The organism is Zwartia sp. (assembly GCF_049655405.1).
Taxonomy (GTDB): Bacteria; Pseudomonadota; Gammaproteobacteria; order Burkholderiales; family Burkholderiaceae_B; genus Zwartia.
In genome coordinates this window covers 344385-364109 of record NZ_JBASJR010000008.1, presented here as the reverse complement: position 1 = coordinate 364109, position 19725 = coordinate 344385, and the positions used below count along the sequence as shown (strand labels likewise).

Below are 19725 nucleotides of genomic sequence, written 5' to 3'. Positions count from 1 at the left end.
GCGCAGACGTGGCTAAACTTTCAATGATCAATCGCGATATCAAGCGCAAAATGACAGCAGAGAAATTTGCTGGCAAGCGCGCTGCTCTCAAGGCGATTATCGATGATTCATCCAAGACCGACGAAGAGCGCTACGAAGCGCGGCTGAAATATCAGCAACTTCCACGTAACGCTAGCCCGACTCGTCAGCGTAATCGCTGCGCGATTACAGGCCGTGCACGTGGTGTGTTCAGCAAGTTCGGACTTGGCCGCATGAAACTGCGCGAATTGGCAATGAAGGGTGAGATTCCCGGCATGACCAAAGCTAGCTGGTAGGAGAATAAAATATGAGCATGAGCGACCCTATCGCCGATATGCTGACTCGCATTCGTAATGCGCAGATGGTAGACAAAACATCGGTGACCATGCCCTCCTCCAAGCTTAAGGTAGCAATTGCTGCCGTGCTTCAGGACGAAGGTTATGTTGATGGTTTTACGATTAAAGGTACAGCCCAAAAGCCTGAACTTGAAATCACCCTTAAGTATTACGCTGGTCGTCCAGTCATCGAGCGCATTGAACGCGTTTCGCGCCCTGGTCTGCGTATTTACAAAGGCAATGGAAGCATTCCTCAGGTCATGAACGGTCTGGGTGTGGCTATTGTCTCCACTTCACGTGGTGTGATGACTGACCGCAAAGCACGCGCCAATGGCGTGGGCGGCGAAGTCATCTGCTACGTGGCTTAAGGAGAAAACCAAATGTCACGTATTGCTAAATATCCAGTCGAATTGCCAAAAGGCGTCGAAGCAACAATCACTGCAAACCAAATCTCCGTTAAAGGTCCTTTGGGTACATTGAGCCAGACTCTGATTGGTAATGTCATTGTGAACGAAGACGGCGGAAAGCTTTCTTTTATCGTAGCAAATGACTCCCGCGAAGCTAAAGCAATGTCCGGAACTTTGCGCGCACTAGTTGCGAACATGGTAACGGGTGTCAGCAAAGGTTTCGAGCGTAAGTTGACTCTGGTAGGCGTGGGTTACCGTGCCGCTGTCCAGGGTAACGCGATCAAATTGCAACTTGGTTTTTCACATGATGTCGTCCACCCCATGCCTGAAGGCGTAAAAGCCGAATGCCCAACCCAGACTGAAATTATTCTGAAGGGTTCGGACAAGCAGGTGGTTGGTCAGGTGGCTGCTGAAATTCGTGCATACCGTCCGCCAGAGCCCTATAAAGGCAAAGGTGTACGTTACGTCGATGAGCATGTCATCATCAAAGAAACCAAGAAGAAATAATCGCGCAAACAAGGAAAGATCATGGACAAAAAGATTTCCCGTTTGCGTCGTGCTGTTCCGACGCGTAAGAAAATTGCTGAATTGCGAGTCAATCGCCTTCAAGTTTTCCGCTCGAACTTGCACATCTATGCAAACATCATTTCGCCCGAAGGCGATCGTGTTCTGGTTTCTGCTTCTACAGTTGAGCCAGAAGTGCGTCAGCAACTCGCAGGTCAGTCAGGTGCAGGTGGCAATGCCGCAGCTGCCACATTGATCGGTAAACGTGTTGCAGAGAAAGCCAAAGCTGCTGGTATCGAGCTTGTTGCTTTCGATCGTTCAGGTTTCCGTTACCACGGCCGTGTAAAAGCCTTGGCCGATGCCGCGCGTGAAGCCGGTCTGAAGTTTTAAGCGAGGAACAGTCAAATGGCTAAAGAACAACGCAAGAACGCTCCAGAAGAGCGTGATGACGGCCTCCGCGAAAAAATGATTGCGGTTAACCGCGTCAGTAAAGTCGTGAAAGGTGGTCGTACCATGAGTTTCGCTGCACTGACTGTCGTCGGTGATGGTGATGGTCGCGTCGGTATGGGTAAAGGTAAGGCGCGTGAAGTGCCGGTTGCAGTTCAAAAGGCAATGGAGCAGGCGCGTCGCGAACTGTTTAAAGTTGCTCTTAAGAATGGCACACTTCACCACACGGTCGTTGGCAAGCATGGTGCTTCGACAGTATTGATTTCGCCTGCAGCAGAAGGTACTGGCGTGATCGCCGGTGGCCCAATGCGCGCTATTTTTGATGTAATGGGAGTGCGTAACGTCGTGGCAAAGAGCCTCGGTTCAAGCAACCCTTACAACATGGTTCGTGCCACGCTTAACGGCTTGCGCGCTTCGCTCACACCGTCGGATGTTGCTGCTAAACGTGGCAAGACCGTCGAAGAGATTTTGGGGTAAGTCATGGCTGAAAAACAAGTCAAAGTCACCCTGGTCCGTTCGACCATCGGTACCAAGCAAGACCATCGCGACACAGTTCGTGGCCTTGGTTTGCGCCGTGTCAATAGCAGCAAAGTGCTCAAAGACACTCCCGAAGTTCGCGGAATGATCAATAAAGTTGATTATCTCGTGACTGCTACGGACGTCTGAAAGGAATCACGATGTCGATTACTCAATTAAATACTATCAAGCCAGCCGAAGGCTCTACACACGCTAAGCGTCGTGTTGGTCGTGGTATTGGCTCAGGCTTAGGCAAAACCTCCGGTCGAGGCCATAAAGGCCAGAAATCACGTACGGGTGGTTTTCACAAGGTTGGTTTTGAAGGCGGTCAAATGCCTTTGCAGCGTCGTTTGCCTAAGCGTGGCTTTTCTACATTAGATGGCCATTTGTACGCTCAAGTTCGTTTGTCTGATTTGCAATCTTTGCCTGTCGAAGAAATCGATGTGCAAGTTCTCAAGCAGGCAGGTGTTGTGGGTACGCAGGTCCGTTACGTCAAAGTATTTAAATCTGGCGAACTGTCACGTAAAGTGTCCCTTAAGGGCATTGGTGCTTCAGCTGGTGCGCGTGCTTCAATTGAAGCCGCCGGTGGTTCGATTGCTTAAGACGGATTAGAGAATGGCAACAGCAGCACAGTCCGCAGGAAAATCAGGCCCACGATACGGCGATCTTAAACATCGTTTAGTGTTCCTGGTGCTAGCCTTGGTGGTTTACCGCCTGGGGACGCACATTCCTGTACCGGGCATCAATCCAGATGCCTTGGCAGATCTGTTTCGTGAAAATCAGGGCGGTATTCTCGGCCTGTTTAACATGTTTTCAGGCGGTGCTCTTGAGCGATTCTCTATCTTTGCTTTAGGTATCATGCCGTACATTTCTGCATCGATCATTATGCAGCTAATGTCAGTGGTTGTACCTTCACTAGAAGCAATCAAAAAAGATGGTGAAGCTGGCCGTCGAAAGATTACGCAGTACACCCGTTATGGGACAGTCGCTTTAGCATTGATTCAAGCAGTTGGCATTTCTGTCGCACTTGAGTCTCAGCCTGGGTTGGTCATTGAGCCTGGTTTGATGTTTAGAGTGACTACGATTGTTACCTTAGTTACCGGCACAATGTTTGTGATGTGGTTAGGTGAGCAAATCACTGAACGTGGTTTAGGCAATGGTATTTCGATTCTAATTTTTGCTGGAATTGTTGCAGGTTTACCTAGTGCCTTAGCTGGCTTGTTGGACTTGGTTCGTACCAATGCAATGTCTGGGTTTTCGGCGCTGTTTATTGTTGCGCTTGCTGTACTAGTCACTGCTTTTGTAGTATTGGTCGAGCGTGGTCAACGTAAGATTACTGTGAATTACGCTAAGCGTCAGGTTGGTAACAAGGTCTACGGTGGACAAACATCCCACCTCCCCTTGAAGCTAAACATGGCAGGTGTAATTCCCCCGATTTTTGCTTCATCTATTATTTTGTTCCCTGCCACAATCGCAAGCTGGTTCTCAAGTGCTGAGAGTATGCGTTGGTTAGGGGATTTGGCAGCAGCCCTTGCGCCGCGTCAACCGCTTTACATTACGCTTTACGCAACTGCAATTATTTTCTTCTGCTTTTTTTACACAGCGTTAGTATTTAACAGCCGTGAAACTGCAGATAATTTGAAGAAAAGTGGTGCGTTCGTTCCTGGGATTCGTCCTGGTGAGCAAACCGCACGATTCATCGACAAGATTTTGATGCGGTTGACGTTAGCTGGCGCCTTGTACATCACAGTGGTGTGTTTGGTTCCAGAGTTTTTAGTCATGCGTTGGAATGTACCGTTTTACTTTGGCGGCACCTCATTGCTGATTATTGTTGTAGTTACGATGGACTTCATGGCACAGGTTCAGGCCTACATGATGTCTCACCAGTACGATTCACTGCTCAAGAAGGCTAACTTCAAGGGCGCGAATATACCAATGAGATAAGCGAGAGCAATGTCAAAGGACGACGTCATTCAGATGCAAGGTGAGATTCTTGAGAATCTCCCTAACGCAACATTCCGTGTCAAGTTGGAAAACGGCCATGTAGTATTAGGTCATATTTCCGGCAAGATGCGTATGCATTACATCCGGATTTTGCCGGGCGATAAAGTCACAGTGGAGCTCACGCCCTATGACTTAACGCGTGCCAGAATCGTCTTCCGCTCCAAATGAGCGGCCGGGTTACGACAGATAACAGGAGTCAACCATGAAAGTAATGGCATCGGTTAAGCGGATTTGCCGCAACTGCAAAATTATTAAACGTCACGGCGTGGTGCGAGTCATTTGCACCGACCCGCGTCATAAGCAGCGTCAAGGTTAATACATCAAGGAACAGTCATGGCCCGTATTGCTGGCATCAACATTCCGCCACATCAGCACGCTGAGATCGGTTTGACCGCCATTTTTGGAATTGGTCGCACCCGCTCTCGCAAAATTTGTGAAGCTGCTGGTGTGCCCCTGACCAAAAAGGTCAAGGATCTCACCGACGCAGAACTCGAGCGCATCCGTGAACACGTAGGTGTGTTTTCGGTTGAAGGAGACCTGCGACGTGAAGTTCAGCTCTCGATCAAGCGATTGATCGATCTGGGCACCTATCGAGGCATGCGCCACAAGCGCGGTTTGCCCGTACGTGGTCAACGCACTCGCACCAACGCCCGCACCCGCAAGGGACCGCGTCGCGCTGCTGCTAGCCTGAAGAAATAAAGAGGATTAGAAGATGGCTAAAGCTTCTGCCGGCGGCGCAACTCGCGTTCGCAAAAAAGTCAAAAAGAATGTGTCGGACGGCATCGCGCATGTCCACGCGTCTTTTAACAATACAATCATCACCATTACCGACCGTCAAGGCAATGCCTTGTCATGGGCGACTTCTGGTGGTGCTGGTTTCAAAGGCTCACGTAAGTCCACGCCGTTTGCTGCACAGGTTGCTGCAGAAACAGCTGGTAAGGTGGCAATTGAATACGGCATTAAGACACTTGAAGTGCGTATCAAGGGCCCAGGCCCAGGTCGCGAGTCTTCAGTGCGTGCGTTGAATGCGTTGGGTATCAAGATTTCGAGCATTGCCGATATCACACCCGTACCGCACAACGGTTGCCGTCCACCTAAGCGTCGTCGTATCTAAGGGGAACCCACATGGCACGTTATACCGGTCCCAAATGTAAACTCTCGCGTCGCGAGGGCATTGATCTCTTCCTTAAGAGCGCACGCCGCTCACTTGAGTCAAAGTGTAAGCTTGACTCAAAGCCAGGTCAGCATGGTCGCACCTCAGGTGCACGTACATCTGACTACGGTTTGCAGCTTCGCGAAAAGCAAAAGCTCAAGCGTATGTATGGCATCATGGAAAAACAGTTTCGCAAGTACTTTGCTGAAGCTGAGCGTCGTAAAGGCAATACTGGCGAGCAGTTGATCCAGTTGCTCGAGTCGCGCCTTGACAACGTCGTCTATCGCATGGGTTTTGGTTCAACACGCGCTGAAGCTCGCCAGCTGGTGACACATCGTGCGATTGAATTGAATGGCCACAAGGCTGACATTCCCTCGATGTTGATCAAGTCAGGTGACGTGATCGCTATTCGTGAAAAATCAAAAGCTCAGGCTCGCATTCGCGAATCAATGGACTTGGCTTCAGGTAACGGTATCCCCCAGTGGGTTGAAGTTGACACAGCTAAGTTAGTTGGTACGTTTAAGCAAGTCCCTGATCGCGCTGACGTCGCACGCGACATCAACGAATCGATGGTCGTTGAATTGTATTCACGTTAATCGAAATATTTAATTGGCGTATGCAGCTTGTTGTTGCATACGCCTTTAGTATTTCTAGTACTCGTTATTTATTTGTCTTATCCATCAGCCTTATCGGTGTAACGAACCGAGGGTATTGAAAAAGGACTATCGCAATGTCACAAGGTTTTCTAAAGCCACGTTCGATTGAAGTCGAACCCGTCGGCCCAAATCACGCCAAAATCATCATGGAACCTTTCGAGCGCGGCTACGGCCACACGCTTGGAAACGCTCTGCGTCGTATTTTGTTATCTTCGATGTCTGGTTATGCAGCCACCGAAGTTCAAATTACTGGCGTTGTGCATGAGTATTCAACAATCCCTGGTGTGCGCGAAGATGTCGTAGACATTTTGCTGAACCTCAAAGGTGTTGTATTCAAGTTGCATAGCCGTGATGATGTGACACTGACTTTGCGCAAGCAAGGTGCTGGTCCAGTTTTTGCATCAGATATCGAATTGCCACACGACGTAGAAATCGTGAATCCTTCGCAAATGATTGCGACGCTGACAGATTCGGGCAAACTTGAAATGCAGATCAAGGTTGAAAAAGGCCGTGGTTATGTTCCAGGTAACGTCCGTGCATTGATTGATGACCGTGCGCATACGATTGGTCGTATTGTCTTAGATGCTTCGTTTAGCCCAGTTCGTCGTGTGAGCTATGCAGTTGAAAACGCGCGTGTTGAACAGCGTACAGACCTTGACAAGCTTGTGATTGACGTTGAAACAAACGGTGTGATTAGTCCAGAAGAAGCGGTTCGCCAGTCTGCCCGTATTCTGATGGATCAGATTTCTGTCTTTGCAGCGCTTGAAGGTGCTGGTGATTCCTACGAAGCACCTAGCCGTGGTGCTCCACAAATTGATCCAGTCTTGTTGCGTCCTGTCGATGATCTCGAACTGACAGTGCGTTCGGCTAACTGCCTCAAAGCTGAAAACATCTATTACATCGGTGATCTGATCCAGCGCACTGAAAATGAATTGCTTAAGACACCTAATTTGGGTCGTAAGTCATTGAATGAAATTAAAGAAGTGTTGGCTGCACGCGGTTTGACACTTGGTATGAAGTTAGAAAACTGGCCTCCAATGGGTCTCGAGCGTCCATAAGGACAACGAGCCTAAGAAAAAGCAAGAATCAATGGGTCACAGATCCCTTGATTCTTGTGAGTGCTAGAATGTGTGTCTTCAATTTAGTTTGACGAAGATTTTATTTAGTACAAATCGGCCCGCAGTAAAGTTTTTACTGATCGAAGAGCTGAAAACCGAGCAATTTTGCTCTCAATAGATTCAATAAGGAAAGTATTATGCGTCACGGTAATGGATTACGTAAACTCAACCGCACCAGCAGCCACCGCCTTGCGATGTTTCGCAACATGGCCGTCGCTTTGCTGACACACGAAGCCATCAAGACAACTTTGCCAAAAGCAAAAGAATTGCGTCGTATTGTTGAGCCTTTGATCACGATGGGCAAAACACCAACATTGGCAAACAAGCGTTTGGCTTTTGCCCGTTTGCGTGACCGTGAGTTGGTCGTGAAATTGTTCGCTGAAATCGGTCCTCGTTACGCTGGTCGTAACGGCGGTTACACACGTGTTTTGAAAATGGGTCATCGTCAGGGCGATAACGCGCCAATGGCATTCATGGAGTTGGTGGATCGTCCGATGGCTGACGAAACAGCTGCGTCTGATGCCGCTGAATAATTAAGCTAGCTCTAGCGCTCTATTCTGAAGCGCTATCACTGAAAAGCCTCGGCGATCCCGAGGCTTTTTTGTATCCAATGCAATCTGTATGTCGATACAATCAACCCCATAGTTATTTAAAACGAGTCATCATGCAAGAGCAAGACATCGTCATCGTCATGACCAATGCGCCCGATCTATTGTTGGCTAAGCGTATTGCGCACTTGTTGATTGAAGAAAAATTAGCGGCTTGTGTCAATATTGGGCCCGCGATGCTTTCTGTATATGGCTGGAATGGTGAAGTCGAAGGTGCAGATGAAATACCACTGCTCATTAAAACGACCGTCACCAAGCAACAAGCAATGATTGAACGATTGGTGAGCCTACATCCTTACGAGATACCTGAAGCGATTGTGATCCCGGTTTTAGGTGGTTACACGCCCTATTTAAATTGGGTGCGTAGTCTGACATGTGAAAGTCAGCCATGAAAGTACATGCTGATATGAAAAAATTAAATTGGATCTCTTACGCTTTATTTTTATGCGTATTTCTATTTAATGCATGGACGACAAGTCCTGCACAAGCGCAACAACAGGACTTTTTAGACCCAGAAAAAGCCTTTGTTCTTCAAGCGAAAATGGTGGATCCGGTGACTGTACGTTTGCAATTTAAAATTGCGAATGGTTACTACATGTACAGGGAACAGTTTGCCTTCAAGTTAGACACAACAGCGGTCACCCTTGGGCAAGCTGTATTTCCGGCAGGCGTGGTCAAACATGATCCAACGTTTGATAAAAAAATGGAGTTGTACTTCAAAGAAGTCGACATCAGTCTTCCTATTTCAGCATGGCCAAAAGATAAGGATGCAGTGCCATTTGTCTTAACTGTGACAGGACAAGGTTGTGCGGTTGCTGGTGTTTGCTATCCACCGATGGATTTCATCGTCAAGATGCAGGCAACCCCAGAAAGCAACAGTTATCAAGTAGAGTCGCCGCCCTCAAACATGGGTTTATTTGACAGGATTCAACAGGGACAATGGTCTGAGCTTTTATTTGGTGAAAATGACATAGGCCTTGCTGATGTGTTGTCATCAACAGGCGCGATTGAAATTGTCCTGTTATTTTTTGTATTGGGTTTATTACTCGCATTGACACCTTGCGTTCTACCGATGTTGCCGATTCTTTCAGTGCTGCTGGTAGGTGAGCAGCAGCACGTATCCAAGGCAAGAGGCCTTGCCCTCGCGCTTGGTTACGTGGCGGGGATGTCAGTTGTGTACACGGCGCTAGGGATAGCTGCAGGTCTGAGCGGAGCCGGTTTAGCGGCATGGCTGCAAACCCCTTGGGTTCTGAGTTTGTTTGCGTTGTTACTTGCAGGTCTCGCACTCGCGATGTTTGATGTGTATACACTTCAAATGCCATCTGCCATTCAGTCACGTTTGATGGTTAAAAATTCGCATATTCTTGGTGGCAAGATGAGTGCCTCCATCATGATGGGCGCACTCTCTGCTTTGATTGTTGGGCCTTGCGTGGCGGCACCCTTGGCAGGTGCATTGCTATACATTTCTCAGACTGGAGACGTATGGTTGGGTGGCTCTGCGCTCTTTGCCATGGCTTGGGGTATGGGTGTTCCATTACTTTTGATGGGAGCCTCTGCAGGAAAATTAATTCCACGTTCGGGCCCTTGGATGGAGGGCGTCAAACAGTTTTTTGGCGTCTTGCTGTTGGCGACGGCGTGGTGGATGGTGAGTCCAGTATTGCCAACATGGTTCCAAATCTTGGGTTGGGCGGTATTGGCAATGTTTACTGCGGTATTGCTGCGGCCGTTTGATCCCATATCAAGCGAGTCAGGCTTGGCCGGCGTGTGTCGTAAGACACTTGGTTTGTTATTAGTTGTCTTGAGTACAGTTTGGATATTAGGACTAGCAAGTGGTGGGCGTTCGTTATTACAACCGCTCAATCACCTGTCGATGATTCGCAACTCAAACGCCTCTATAGCGGTGCCAGAGGCATCTAAAGCAGCACCCCCAGCCTCGATGGATCAGTCAAATACAGTGGCGTCCGCGAGCAGCGGAGCAAAAAAACAACTGTTGAGTCTCACCAATCAACCAGCCTACGTAGCAAATACCAATACAGACAGCACTATCCCCCATCCGGCATTTCAGCGGGTCAAGACCGTAGCGGAGCTTGAGCGTTTGCTGGAGCAGTCTACACGCCCTGTCATGTTAGATTTTTATGCAGACTGGTGTGTCTCTTGCAAGGAAATGGAAGCGTTTACTTTTGTGGATCCGCGTGTCGCGCAGCGCATGAATCAGATGTTGTTGTTGCAGGTGGACGTCACGGCTAACAATTCGGACGATCGTGCGTTAATGAAAAAATTTCGATTGTTTGGGCCACCTGGCATTATTTTTTTTAGACCAGGTGGAGCCGAAAGAAAAGACGTAAGAGTCGTTGGTTTTCAAGATGCCACACGCTTTTCTGTCACACTTGATCGTGCACTCAAGTAAGTAAACAAGTCGCATCAGTAATACAAGATATAAAAACAGAGACAATATGACGCAAGCACGCGAGCAAGACGCACTGAACGGGCAACACCAAAACCAAGCCCCGACTGGACAACCACAGTCGACAACATCCGTCATCATTTTGTTTGCTTTGGCGGCCTGCGCGGCAACCACATCGTTTCGGATTTGCGACCCTCTTTTGCCTGTGTTCGCAGAGGAGTTTGGTGTGCGAACGGCACAGACCTCAGGAACCGTGACGTTGTTTGCGATTGCGTACGGCATCATGCAGTTCTTTTATGGGCCTCTGGGCGATCGTTACGGCAAGTTTCGAGTGGTGTCGTGGGCGACTCTGGGTTGTGCAATCGGGACGCTGATTGTGGTGTTCGCTCCGAGTCTTGAAGTCATTGAGTTTGGCCGATTGATTTCAGGTGCAACCGCAGCAGCAATCGTGCCCTTGTCGATGGCTTGGATTGGCGATCATGTTCCTTATGAGCAGCGTCAAGCGACGCTTGCGCGTTTTTTGCTTGGCTCTATATCTGGACTTGCGATCGGTCAGCTCATCGGTGGGGTGTTCGCGGATACGATCGGTTGGCGTTGGGCGTTTGTTTGGATGGCCGCGGTGTATTTTATTGTTGGTGGCTTATTGATTTCTAAACGCAAGATGGTCCCAGAAAAGCCGCATACTCCAACACAGGGCGCACGTATTCTTGGACCTCTCAAACAAGTTGTATCTACGCGTTGGGCCGTGATGGTTTTAGTCATCGTGTGTATCGAAGGTATTTTTGTCTTTGGACCGCTCGCGTTTGTCCCAGCTTTTTTGCATGAACGCCATGGCATACCTGTCTCATGGGCGGGCATGATTAGTGGGTTTTTTGCACTCGGGGCATTCATTTACGCGATTCGTGCCAATCAGTTTGTGAAATGGTTAGGTGAGCGCAGGCTTGCACTCACAGGCGGTCTCACCATGGCAATTGCTTACGCCGCCTTTATGCTTTCGACTGTTTGGTATTGGGGTGTGTTGGCAAGTATTTTGTCCGGCCTGGGCTATTACTTTTTACACGCAGTGTTGCAGACACATGCGACACAAATGGCGCCGTCTGCAAGGGGTTCGGCAGTGTCATTATTTGCTTCGTGTCTGTTTCTGGGCCAGTCGCTCGGTGTGGCAGCTTGTGCTTGGCTGGGCGACAATTTTGGCTTGTCAGCGGTATTTCCGGTCGGAATTGTTGGCTTGCCAGTGCTTGCTTGGTTTTTTGCGTGGCGCTTGAGATTGCGCCAAGTGGATTTGAATACTGCCGCAAAAACAAGCTCGACCTAAGCCTTGTGCTTGAGTCGAGCCCTCAATTTAAGTTGTAGCCTTGAGGAGTTTTGCGGCGGCTGGGGCAAAATAAGTCAAAATCCCATCTGCACCGGCACGTTTGAAGCCCAACAGAGACTCCATCATGACCTTGTCATGATCTAGCCAGCCGTTGGCTGCGGCCGCTTTGAGCATCGCATACTCACCACTGACTTGATAGGCAAAGGTGGGCACGTGAAAAGCGTCTTTAACGCGGCGCAGTACATCCAGATAGGGCATGCCAGGCTTGACCATGACCATATCAGCACCTTCACGCAGATCGGCCGCGACTTCGCGTAGCGCTTCGTCAATGTTGCCCGGATCCATTTGGTACACCAGCTTGTTGGATTTACCCAAGTTGGCCGCTGAGCCGACCGCATCTCTAAACGGACCATAAAACGCACTAGCGAATTTGGCCGAATAGGCCATGATGCGGGTGTGGATGAAGTTGTTGGCTTCAAGTGCTGTGCGAATGGCGCCGATGCGGCCATCCATCATGTCGCTGGGGGCAACAATATCAACACCTGCTTCAGCCTGAACCAAGGCCTGCTGAGTCAAGATTTTGACGGTAATGTCGTTCATGACATAGCCATTTTCATCAATCACGCCGTCTTGGCCATGGCTGGTATAGGGGTCAAGAGCGACGTCGGTGAGCAGGCCGAGCTCGGGAAAGTGTTTTTTCAGGCTGGCCACGACGCGCGGAATCAGTCCTTTTGGGTTAATGGCTTCTGCGCCATCCAGTGCTTTGAGTGACGGATCAATCACCGGGAACAGTGCCATCACTGGAATCCCGAGCTCGACACATTCGCGTGCGACTTCGATTAGCGTATCGGGCGAGTAGCGATGGACACCTGGCATTGAGGCGATAGGTTGACGCACACCCGTACCTTCAACGACAAATACAGGATAAATTAGATCATCTACTGATAGTGAGTGCTCGCGAACTAGTCTTCTCGAAAAATCATCTCTACGAAGACGGCGTGGACGATTGGCGGGAAAGTCGGCAAGAATAAGATGTGGTGTTGTCATGGTACGACCTTGGGTGAGATCCAGTTTTCAATTTGGAGGGTAGCCTCTTCGAGGCCGATGCGAGCGGTCGCAGAGAAAGGAATCGCATTCAGCGCACCGATATCTTCGAGCTCTTTTTTGACTGCGTAGACGGCTTTGATGCGTTGACCATAGGGAAACTTGTCCGCCTTGGTCAAGAGCGCCAGCACGGGACGCCGAGTCGGTGCAATCCAATTGGCGAGGCGCCGGTCAAGTTCGGTCACGCCCCGTCGGATATCAATCAGCAGCACGATGCCTGCCAAGGACTCCCGACTTTGCAGATAACCACCGAGAATGTCAGCCCACTCTTCTTTGGCGCGATGCGCCACCGAAGCATAGCCGTAGCCGGGCAAGTCGACCAGAAAGCCAAGTTGCCCTTCTGGATCTAGGGGATCAGGCATGCCAAACATATTGATTAGCCGAGTTCTGCCAGGCGTTTTACTAGAAAAAGCCAAACGTCTCTGATTGGTCAGGACGTTAATGGCCGTGGATTTGCCCGCATTGGAGCGACCCACGAAGCAAACTTCCGGGGCTCCAGGAAAGGGTAATTGATCCAGCCGGGCGGCTGAAGTGAAAAACGAAGCGCGGTGCAAGATGGACACAAGGAGGGCCATTAAGAATAAGCTCAAACGCTATTGTATAATCTAGGGTTGAGAAGTTGTTGTTTTATAAAGATTACAAGCGTCGAGGTCTTCAATGAAGCGTGTGCTGTCCAAGTTAATGTCCAAGATAGTGCTTGTGAGCGGGTTGCTGCTTGGTGTGTCTGCCGTATCCACTAGTATGGCCGCCGGTCCTGTTACTGGGCCCGCCAAACCTGACGCCGCCAAAGGCGCGCAGCTCTACGAACAAGGCGATGCAGCGCGCGGCGTGATCGCCTGTGCATCCTGTCACGGAGCGGCTGGCAACAGCACGATTCCTGCCAATCCAAATATTTCTGCTCAGTCGCACGAGTATCTGTACAAGCAGTTGGTCGAGTTTCGTATCAAAGCAGGTGCCAAAAAAGCACTTCGTAATGGTGCCGAGGGCGCACCTTCCGTCATGCAAGCCATGGCAGCTCCGCTGACCGAGGCGGATATGCATAACTTGGCCTATTTCTTGTCCTTGCAAAAGTTGGCTCAGCCTGCGACTGCAACCAATGAAAAACTGGTCGAACGCGGCCAGAAAATCTGGCGTGGCGGTATCCCCGAGCGTAATGTTCCAGCATGTGCGGGATGTCATTCGCCCAACGGAGCAGGTATTCCTGCACAATATCCTCGTCTGGGTGGTCAGTATCCCTCATACATCGAAGACCAGCTCAAACTTTTCCGTGCGGGTCACCGCGGCAATTCTGCGATGATGAACCAGATCGCAGATCGTATGTCCGACTCGGATATCAAAGCAGTCTCTGATTACGCAGCAGGTTTACGTTAAAAAAAACGTCCTCAGGACGATAGAACGGCCGGATCGTCAAATGCAAGAAAATGTACGTGACTAAAAGTATGTTTTGACGGCCGATTCTAAAAATACATAGTAAAAAAGGGGGGGGTCGATCAGACACCCCCTTTTTTTCGCACGAACAAATGTCCAAGTATCTCCATCCACGGCAATGAATGAATCATGACAACAACCGCATCGAGACCGTTCGCACACTTCATTGAACTGTTGAGTTCGATGCGTTTTGCGATCAGTTTGTTGGTTTTTATTTGCCTGGCTAGCATCATTGGCACAGTGATCCCTCAAGGTCGTTCTGCCAACGCTTACATTGATATGTTTGGGCCTTTTTGGTTTGATGTGTTCAATCGATTTTCAATTTGGCACATCTATAACAACTGGTGGTTCTTAGTCACAATGGCATTTTTGGTGACCTCGACCAGTTTGTGCCTGATTCGCAACGCCCCTAAGATGCTCAAAGAAGCACGTTCGTTTCGTGAGCATATTCGCACCTCAAGTTTGCAGTCTTTTCATCACCGCGTAGAGCTTGAGACTACGCGTGGTGTACCTGCAGCCACCGCTTCTGTGCAAGCATGGCTCAAACGTCAGGGATATGCCGTCCGTCAGCGCAATGAGGGTGATGCTGTCCTGCTTGCAGCAAAGCGCGGAAGTGGTAATCGGCTAGGGTATATCTTTGCACACGCATCAATTGTGATCATCTGTGTGGGAGGTCTGCTCGATAGCGAGCTACCAGTGCGTTTGCAAGTCTGGCTAATGGGCAAGACACCAATCGTGGAAAATATGTTGATTGCAGACGTACCTGAGCGAGGACGTTTGTCGATACACAATCCCAGCTATCGAGCAAACGTATTGATTCCCGAAGGCAGTTCACGCGACTCTGCAGTGGTGAATGTGGATGATGGCGCACTCGTTCAGCCATTGCCTTTTAGCATCAACCTGAAAAAATTTATTGTTGATTATTACTCTACGGGTATGCCGAGTCGCTTCGCAAGCTTGGTAGAGGTGACAGACCCTGATACGGGTGAAAAGTTTGACGCAACGATTGAGGTCAATGAGCCATTGCACTTTAAGGGTGTCACGGTATATCAATCAAGCTTTGATGATGGCGGCAGTCAGGTGGAATTGGTGGGCTATCCGCTCGCAGGTCCAAGCGACAAATCGTTTGAGCTCAAGTCCCGCGTTGGGCAGTCTAGTGATGTCACCATGAAATCCGCAGGGAAAGAACTCAAGGTTGAGGTCACCAAGCTGCGTCCCATCAATGTTGAGGATTTGTCTGCAGGCAATCCGTCTGCACCTAAACCCTTTGGAGAGCATGTGGCGGCCGTGACAGGCAGTGCAGCAGGTAAGACCAATAAAAATCTTCGTAACATTGGCCCGAGCGTTGAGTACCGTGTGATTGATGCAAGCGGTCAAGCAACTTTGTTTCATAATTACATGGTGCCAGTTGAGTTAGACGGTGCGCGTGTCATGCTGGCAGGCGTTCAAGAGCCTGGTGCCGCTGGTTTTCGTTATTTGCGCCTACCGGTTGATGATGAAAGTTCGGTGGGCGACTTTATGCGTTTGAGAGCCGCTTTGGCGGATCCCGCAGCCAGACAGTTGGCCTCTCAACGGTTAGTCGCAAGCTATGGTGGGAGCGCCGAGGAGCAGCGGGCATTACAAATCTCGGCCGAACGGGCGCTGGATACGTTTGCGACGGGTGGTTTAGTCGCGATTTCAAATTTCCTCGAAAAAAATGTCCCCGAATCTGAGCAAAGGCGAGCGGCAGACATCATTATTCGTTTGCTCGGCTCATCGATTGCCGAATTGCGTAATGTCGCACGTGAGCGTGCGGGGCTGCTTGCCTTGTCTAATGCTCCTGAAAAAATGGATGAAATCGCTGATTGGTCCAGGTTATCAGTCGCAGCGTTGTCAGATCTCGCCCTTTATCCCTCTCCGATCATGATGACGCTCAAGACTTTTGAGCATGTCCAGGCGAGTGTGTTTCAGGTGAGTCGCACGCCAGGAAAGATCACGGTGTATATCGGCTGTTTGCTTTTAGTGATTGGCGTGTTTACGATGTTTTATGTCCGAGACCGTCGTATTTGGGTATGGTTGCGTCCTGCTGAGACCTCAGAAGGGTCGAGAGTATTGGCGGCCATGACATCGCAAAAGCGTACACTCGATTTCAATCGAGAGTTCGACCGTTTCAAGCAGGCGTTGATGCGCCTGAACCAAGGTTAGCCTGATGGCAAGCCCCAACACTGATTATTGAGAGCCGCTATGAGTGAGCCCGTTGCTGCTGTTGCAAACGATTGGGATGATTTGTCGGAGTCGGGGGATGGGCGCATTCAGCGCGGTCGTCCTGACTGGACAGATGCATTGTTCTTTTTGCTCCTGGCTATTGGTGCGGGTTTTGCCCTCAACCAATACAGTCAGGCCATGGATATCTATGAGAAAACCATTTTGGTGCTCACTGTTCCATCTTTGACATGGCTGGGCTGGCTGTGGCGTCCCTTGCGCACGTTGATGATCTCCATGGCGCTTGCAGCGGGGTTTGCGATTTGGTTGTACCAAGGGGATTTGGCACGCGCGGATCAAGCATTTCTTTTGAAATACTTGCTCTCATCTCAGTCAGCCATTCTCTGGATGTCGGTGCTGTTTGTCATCGCAACTTTTTGTTATTGGGCGGGCTTTGTGAGCCCCACCGCAGCGTGGTTAGGGACTGCGCTCACTTGGGGGGCAGTGTTTGCGGGCTCCACCGGGATGCTGGTGCGTTGGCGTGAAGGCCACCTGATGGGCCCTGACTTGGGTCACATTCCCGTCAGTAATTTGTACGAAGTCTTTGTCTTGTTCGCACTCGTGACCGCCTTGTTTTATTTGTACTACGAGCGTCGCTACGGCACGCGGGCGCTGGGCGGTTTTGTGTTGTTGGTCGTGACCTCCTCCGTCGTGTTTTTACTCTGGTATTCCTTTACAAGAGAGGCCTATCAGATCCAGCCTTTGGTTCCCGCTTTGAAAAGCTGGTGGATGAAAATCCATGTGCCCGCAAACTTTATTGGTTATGGGACGTTTTCGCTTGCCGCGATGGTGGGTTTTGCTTACCTGGTCAAACAGCATGGGCAAACAAAGTCTTGGCTCAAACTCGCACCTTTGTTTATTTTGGGTGTGTTGCTGGCAGCCGAACCCATGGTGTTTCGCACCGAAGGGTTGTCGGCGACATGGATGATTTATTTTGGAATTGGTGCGTTGATCGTCGGGACGATTTTGTTGTTTCGCGCGCCGATTGCCGAACGTTTGCCGTCTTTTGAGGTGCTCGATGACATTATGTATCGCGCCATTGCCATTGGTTTTGCCTTTTTTACCGTCGCCACGATTTTGGGTGCCTTATGGGCGGCCGACGCCTGGGGTGCCTATTGGCAGTGGGATCCTAAGGAAACGTGGGCGCTGATTGTTTGGCTGAACTATGCAGCATGGTTGCATTTACGCCTCATGAAAGGTCTGCGTGGCACGATGGCCGCATATTGGGCACTTGTTGGTCTGTTAGTCACTTGTTTCGCCTTTTTGGGCGTTAACATGTTTCTTTCAGGTCTTCATTCTTATGGTGCGCTTTGACGCCTGCTAAACCTTGGGTCGTGCTGGTCGCGACCCTCACAGTTCAGTCTCTTGTTGCGATGGCCTTGTTGAACTTGCCGGTGGTTGCACCGGCAGTGGCCAAAGATGTCGGAATCTCAACCAACTACTTAGGTGCCTATGTTGCGCTGGCCTATTTTGGCGCAATGGTCGCAACCTTGTTAGGTGGCGCGGCCGTCAAACGCTGGGGAGCGATTCGGCTTAGCCAGACAGGGCTCGTATTGGCCGCGATCGGTTTGTTTTTGTGTGCAATCCCGATGGTAGAAACCATTGCCTTGGGGGCTTTGTTTATCGGTGCAGGCTATGGACCGATTACGCCCGCAAGTTCACATTTGTTGATTAAATCAACACCTCCAGAAAAGCTTTCTTTTGTTTTCTCAGTGAAACAAACCGGTGTGCCCCTTGGCGGCATGATCGCTGGTGCGACAGTTCCTTCCCTCGATAGCTTAATCGGTTGGCAATGGGCGTTTGTATGCGCGGGTATCGCCTGTGCGATTTGCGCCTGGGCGGTCCAGCCGTTGCGAGAGGGTTTGGATGATGACCGCGATCCAACCGTCAAACCTTCTTTGGCGACGAGTTTTGTGTTGCCTCTCAAGCTGATTTTTAGTCACCGCACGTTGCGCAAGCTTTCCTATATGTCGTTTATGTTTTCGATTGCGCAGATGGCGTTGATGGGATATTTGGTGACGTTTCTTTACGAGGACTTGGGCTGGAGTCTTGTGGCCGCAGGTGGTGCCTTGACAGTCGCTCAAGCAGGTGGGGTCTTGGGTCGCATGTTGTGGGGCTACGTGTCAGATCGCTGGCTTGGTGCCACGATGATGCTGATTGTGATCGCGGTGCTCTTAGTGATCGGCGCGGTAGGCACAGCGTTGCTCGGTCCTGCATCATCGCCTTGGTTCCTGTTCCCAGTGTTGGTGATTTTTGGTTCTTCAGCGATTGGTTGGAATGGTGTCTTTCTGGCTGAAATCGCCAGACAGGCCCCCAAGGGTCAGGCGGGTGTCGCTACCGGCGGCACGCTGTGCATCACCTTTTTAGGTGTGATGGTGGGACCACCTTTGTTTGGCGTATTGGCCAGCATGCTGAGCAGTTACGGTCTGAGTTATGGCGTGCTGTCGATATTGGGTATTTTGATTTTGATGTTGCTGATTCCGCTTTATCGTCGCCCTACCGCAAGTGCGACTTAATTGTTGATATGACTCTTCCAGCCAAAAGCCTGCCAGAGTCGACTGCGCCATCTCAACAGCGTCAGTGGCTAGTGGGTTGCGGGATTTTTTTATGTGCCCTCACCTGCTTCTCACTGCTGGACGCATTGGCAAAAGATTTGGTGCACCGCTACTCGGCTCCTCTCGTCAACATGGCGCGTTATTCCGTGATTGTGGTGCTGGCCTTTGCTGTATTGCGCGCGAAAGGCGTTTCTGTCCACGCGCCTAAAGATGCTCGACTGCTGTTGATACTCCGCGGTGCGATGCTAGGCGTGGTGGGTATTTGCTTTATGCCCGCCATTCAATATTTACCACTTGCAGAGGGAACGGCGATTTATTTTGTCGCGCCGCTAATTGTGGTGATCCTGGCCCCTTTTGTGCTCGGTGAGCGGGTGGGATGGAAACAGTATGCAGCGGTCTTGGTTGGCATGGCAGGTATGTTGCTGATCGTTAATCCTGGTGGAGAGCTTTCCTTAATCGGTAGTGCACTGATGTTTACTTCCGCGTGTGCGTACGCGATGGTGCAGCTGCTCACGCGTAAGCTGACTAAGCGTGTGGAAAGTGAACAGATGTTTATTTATGCGGCAAGCACATGTTGGTTCATGGGCCTGGGCGTCATTGCCGTATTTTGGCCTCAGGTATGGCCAACCGGTCGCGATATGGTTGAAATGCTCTTGATGGGCGTTTGTGGGGGCGTGGGACAGTACTTGTTGATCTTGGCCTTTAAACGCGTGCCCGCATCGACACTCGCACCCCTCAACTACTTTCAGTTGGCCTTGGCGGTGATGTGGGGCGAACTATTTTTTGCGCAACGTCCTAGCCTGCAGTCTTTCGCGGGTATTGCATTGATTGTGGCGGCGGGGTTGGCGCTTACGTTGCCCATGTTAATTTCATCCTTGAAGACCCGATCACTTCGGCGCACGCGTTAAAACC

25 protein-coding genes are annotated in these 19725 nt (G+C 50.3%); 23 read left to right on the top strand and 2 right to left on the bottom strand.

The genetic code is table 11. The features are described from left to right. The first annotated feature begins 8 nt into the window (after positions 1–8). The 18 genes from rpsN to WBJ47_RS05595 all read left to right on the top strand — a co-directional run bounded on the left by rpsN (position 9) and on the right by WBJ47_RS05595 (position 11485). Positions 9–314, top strand: a complete 306-nt coding sequence (rpsN, locus tag WBJ47_RS05680; RefSeq protein ID WP_422243504.1) for a 30S ribosomal protein S14 — start codon at positions 9–11, stop codon at positions 312–314. 11 nt (positions 315–325) lie between these two features. Next, positions 326–721, top strand: coding sequence for a 30S ribosomal protein S8 (gene rpsH / locus WBJ47_RS05675; protein WP_422243503.1), 396 nt, complete (start codon positions 326–328; stop codon positions 719–721). 12 nt (positions 722–733) lie between these two features. After that, a complete protein-coding gene (rplF, locus tag WBJ47_RS05670; RefSeq protein WP_422243502.1) occupies positions 734–1267 on the top strand; it encodes a 50S ribosomal protein L6 in 534 nt (177 codons plus the stop codon). A 21-nt stretch (positions 1268–1288) separates the two neighbouring features. After that, on the top strand, positions 1289–1654 hold the full coding sequence (gene rplR / locus WBJ47_RS05665) for a 50S ribosomal protein L18 (RefSeq protein ID WP_422243501.1): 366 nt from the start codon (positions 1289–1291) through the stop codon (positions 1652–1654). A gap of 15 nt (positions 1655–1669) precedes the next feature. Further along, positions 1670–2188, top strand: coding sequence for a 30S ribosomal protein S5 (rpsE, locus tag WBJ47_RS05660; protein ID WP_422243500.1), 519 nt, complete (start codon positions 1670–1672; stop codon positions 2186–2188). A gap of 3 nt (positions 2189–2191) precedes the next feature. Continuing rightward, entirely contained in the window at positions 2192–2377 is a 186-nt protein-coding gene (gene rpmD / locus WBJ47_RS05655; protein WP_422243499.1) for a 50S ribosomal protein L30, read from the top strand. An 11-nt stretch (positions 2378–2388) separates the two neighbouring features. Then, positions 2389–2829 (top strand): 50S ribosomal protein L15, encoded by a 441-nt coding sequence (gene rplO / locus WBJ47_RS05650; RefSeq protein ID WP_422243498.1) that lies wholly within the window; start codon positions 2389–2391, stop codon positions 2827–2829. A 13-nt stretch (positions 2830–2842) separates the two neighbouring features. Beyond that, positions 2843–4171: a preprotein translocase subunit SecY gene (secY, locus tag WBJ47_RS05645; RefSeq protein ID WP_422243497.1), complete on the top strand. Its 1329-nt coding sequence runs from the start codon at positions 2843–2845 to the stop codon at positions 4169–4171. A gap of 9 nt (positions 4172–4180) precedes the next feature. Beyond that, on the top strand, positions 4181–4399 hold the full coding sequence (infA, locus tag WBJ47_RS05640) for a translation initiation factor IF-1 (protein WP_028816445.1): 219 nt from the start codon (positions 4181–4183) through the stop codon (positions 4397–4399). A 34-nt stretch (positions 4400–4433) separates the two neighbouring features. Further along, entirely contained in the window at positions 4434–4547 is a 114-nt protein-coding gene (gene rpmJ, locus WBJ47_RS05635) for a 50S ribosomal protein L36 (protein ID WP_003805360.1), read from the top strand. A gap of 17 nt (positions 4548–4564) precedes the next feature. Continuing rightward, complete coding sequence (gene rpsM, locus WBJ47_RS05630) at positions 4565–4930, top strand: 30S ribosomal protein S13 (protein ID WP_422243496.1); 366 nt, start codon at positions 4565–4567, stop codon at positions 4928–4930. Positions 4931–4943: 13 nt separating this feature from the next. Then, entirely contained in the window at positions 4944–5345 is a 402-nt protein-coding gene (gene rpsK, locus WBJ47_RS05625) for a 30S ribosomal protein S11 (protein WP_290242409.1), read from the top strand. An 11-nt stretch (positions 5346–5356) separates the two neighbouring features. Continuing rightward, positions 5357–5980, top strand: coding sequence for a 30S ribosomal protein S4 (rpsD, locus tag WBJ47_RS05620; RefSeq protein ID WP_422243495.1), 624 nt, complete (start codon positions 5357–5359; stop codon positions 5978–5980). A 134-nt stretch (positions 5981–6114) separates the two neighbouring features. Further along, the gene (locus tag WBJ47_RS05615; protein ID WP_422243494.1) at positions 6115–7098 is read left to right on the top strand and encodes a DNA-directed RNA polymerase subunit alpha; all 984 of its coding nucleotides are present in this window, start codon (positions 6115–6117) and stop codon (positions 7096–7098) included. A 197-nt stretch (positions 7099–7295) separates the two neighbouring features. Next, positions 7296–7691 carry a 50S ribosomal protein L17 gene (gene rplQ, locus WBJ47_RS05610; RefSeq protein WP_422243493.1) on the top strand — a complete coding sequence of 132 codons (396 nt, stop codon included), beginning with the start codon at positions 7296–7298 and terminating at the stop codon, positions 7689–7691. 128 nt (positions 7692–7819) lie between these two features. Next, positions 7820–8158, top strand: coding sequence for a divalent-cation tolerance protein CutA (gene cutA, locus WBJ47_RS05605; protein ID WP_422243514.1), 339 nt, complete (start codon positions 7820–7822; stop codon positions 8156–8158). Between the two features lie 14 nt (positions 8159–8172). After that, entirely contained in the window at positions 8173–10173 is a 2001-nt protein-coding gene (gene dsbD, locus WBJ47_RS05600; RefSeq protein WP_422243492.1) for a protein-disulfide reductase DsbD, read from the top strand. 46 nt (positions 10174–10219) lie between these two features. Further along, positions 10220–11485 carry an MFS transporter gene (locus tag WBJ47_RS05595; RefSeq protein WP_422243491.1) on the top strand — a complete coding sequence of 422 codons (1266 nt, stop codon included), beginning with the start codon at positions 10220–10222 and terminating at the stop codon, positions 11483–11485. 27 nt (positions 11486–11512) lie between these two features. Here the strand turns inward: WBJ47_RS05595 and hemB are convergent, their stop codons facing one another. Both hemB and yihA read right to left on the bottom strand, forming a co-directional pair. Beyond that, positions 11513–12532 (bottom strand): porphobilinogen synthase, encoded by a 1020-nt coding sequence (hemB, locus tag WBJ47_RS05590; RefSeq protein WP_422243490.1) that lies wholly within the window; start codon positions 12530–12532, stop codon positions 11513–11515. Then, positions 12529–13152 (bottom strand): ribosome biogenesis GTP-binding protein YihA/YsxC, encoded by a 624-nt coding sequence (gene yihA / locus WBJ47_RS05585; RefSeq protein ID WP_422243513.1) that lies wholly within the window; start codon positions 13150–13152, stop codon positions 12529–12531. The genes hemB and yihA overlap by 4 nt, the downstream gene beginning before the upstream one ends. A 94-nt stretch (positions 13153–13246) precedes the next feature. Between yihA and WBJ47_RS05580 the strand changes: the two genes are divergently transcribed. The 5 genes from WBJ47_RS05580 to WBJ47_RS05560 all read left to right on the top strand — a co-directional run bounded on the left by WBJ47_RS05580 (position 13247) and on the right by WBJ47_RS05560 (position 19721). Next, positions 13247–13960 carry a c-type cytochrome gene (locus WBJ47_RS05580; protein ID WP_422243489.1) on the top strand — a complete coding sequence of 238 codons (714 nt, stop codon included), beginning with the start codon at positions 13247–13249 and terminating at the stop codon, positions 13958–13960. A gap of 186 nt (positions 13961–14146) precedes the next feature. After that, positions 14147–16201: a cytochrome c biogenesis protein ResB gene (locus WBJ47_RS05575; RefSeq protein WP_422243488.1), complete on the top strand. Its 2055-nt coding sequence runs from the start codon at positions 14147–14149 to the stop codon at positions 16199–16201. Positions 16202–16240: 39 nt separating this feature from the next. Beyond that, positions 16241–17572, top strand: coding sequence for a c-type cytochrome biogenesis protein CcsB (gene ccsB / locus WBJ47_RS05570; RefSeq protein WP_422243487.1), 1332 nt, complete (start codon positions 16241–16243; stop codon positions 17570–17572). Beyond that, the gene (locus WBJ47_RS05565) at positions 17569–18774 is read left to right on the top strand and encodes an MFS transporter (protein ID WP_422243486.1); all 1206 of its coding nucleotides are present in this window, start codon (positions 17569–17571) and stop codon (positions 18772–18774) included. Before ccsB ends, WBJ47_RS05565 begins: the two co-directional genes overlap by 4 nt. An 8-nt stretch (positions 18775–18782) precedes the next feature. Further along, on the top strand, positions 18783–19721 hold the full coding sequence (locus WBJ47_RS05560) for a DMT family transporter (RefSeq protein WP_422243485.1): 939 nt from the start codon (positions 18783–18785) through the stop codon (positions 19719–19721). The last annotated feature ends 4 nt before the right edge of the window (positions 19722–19725 follow it).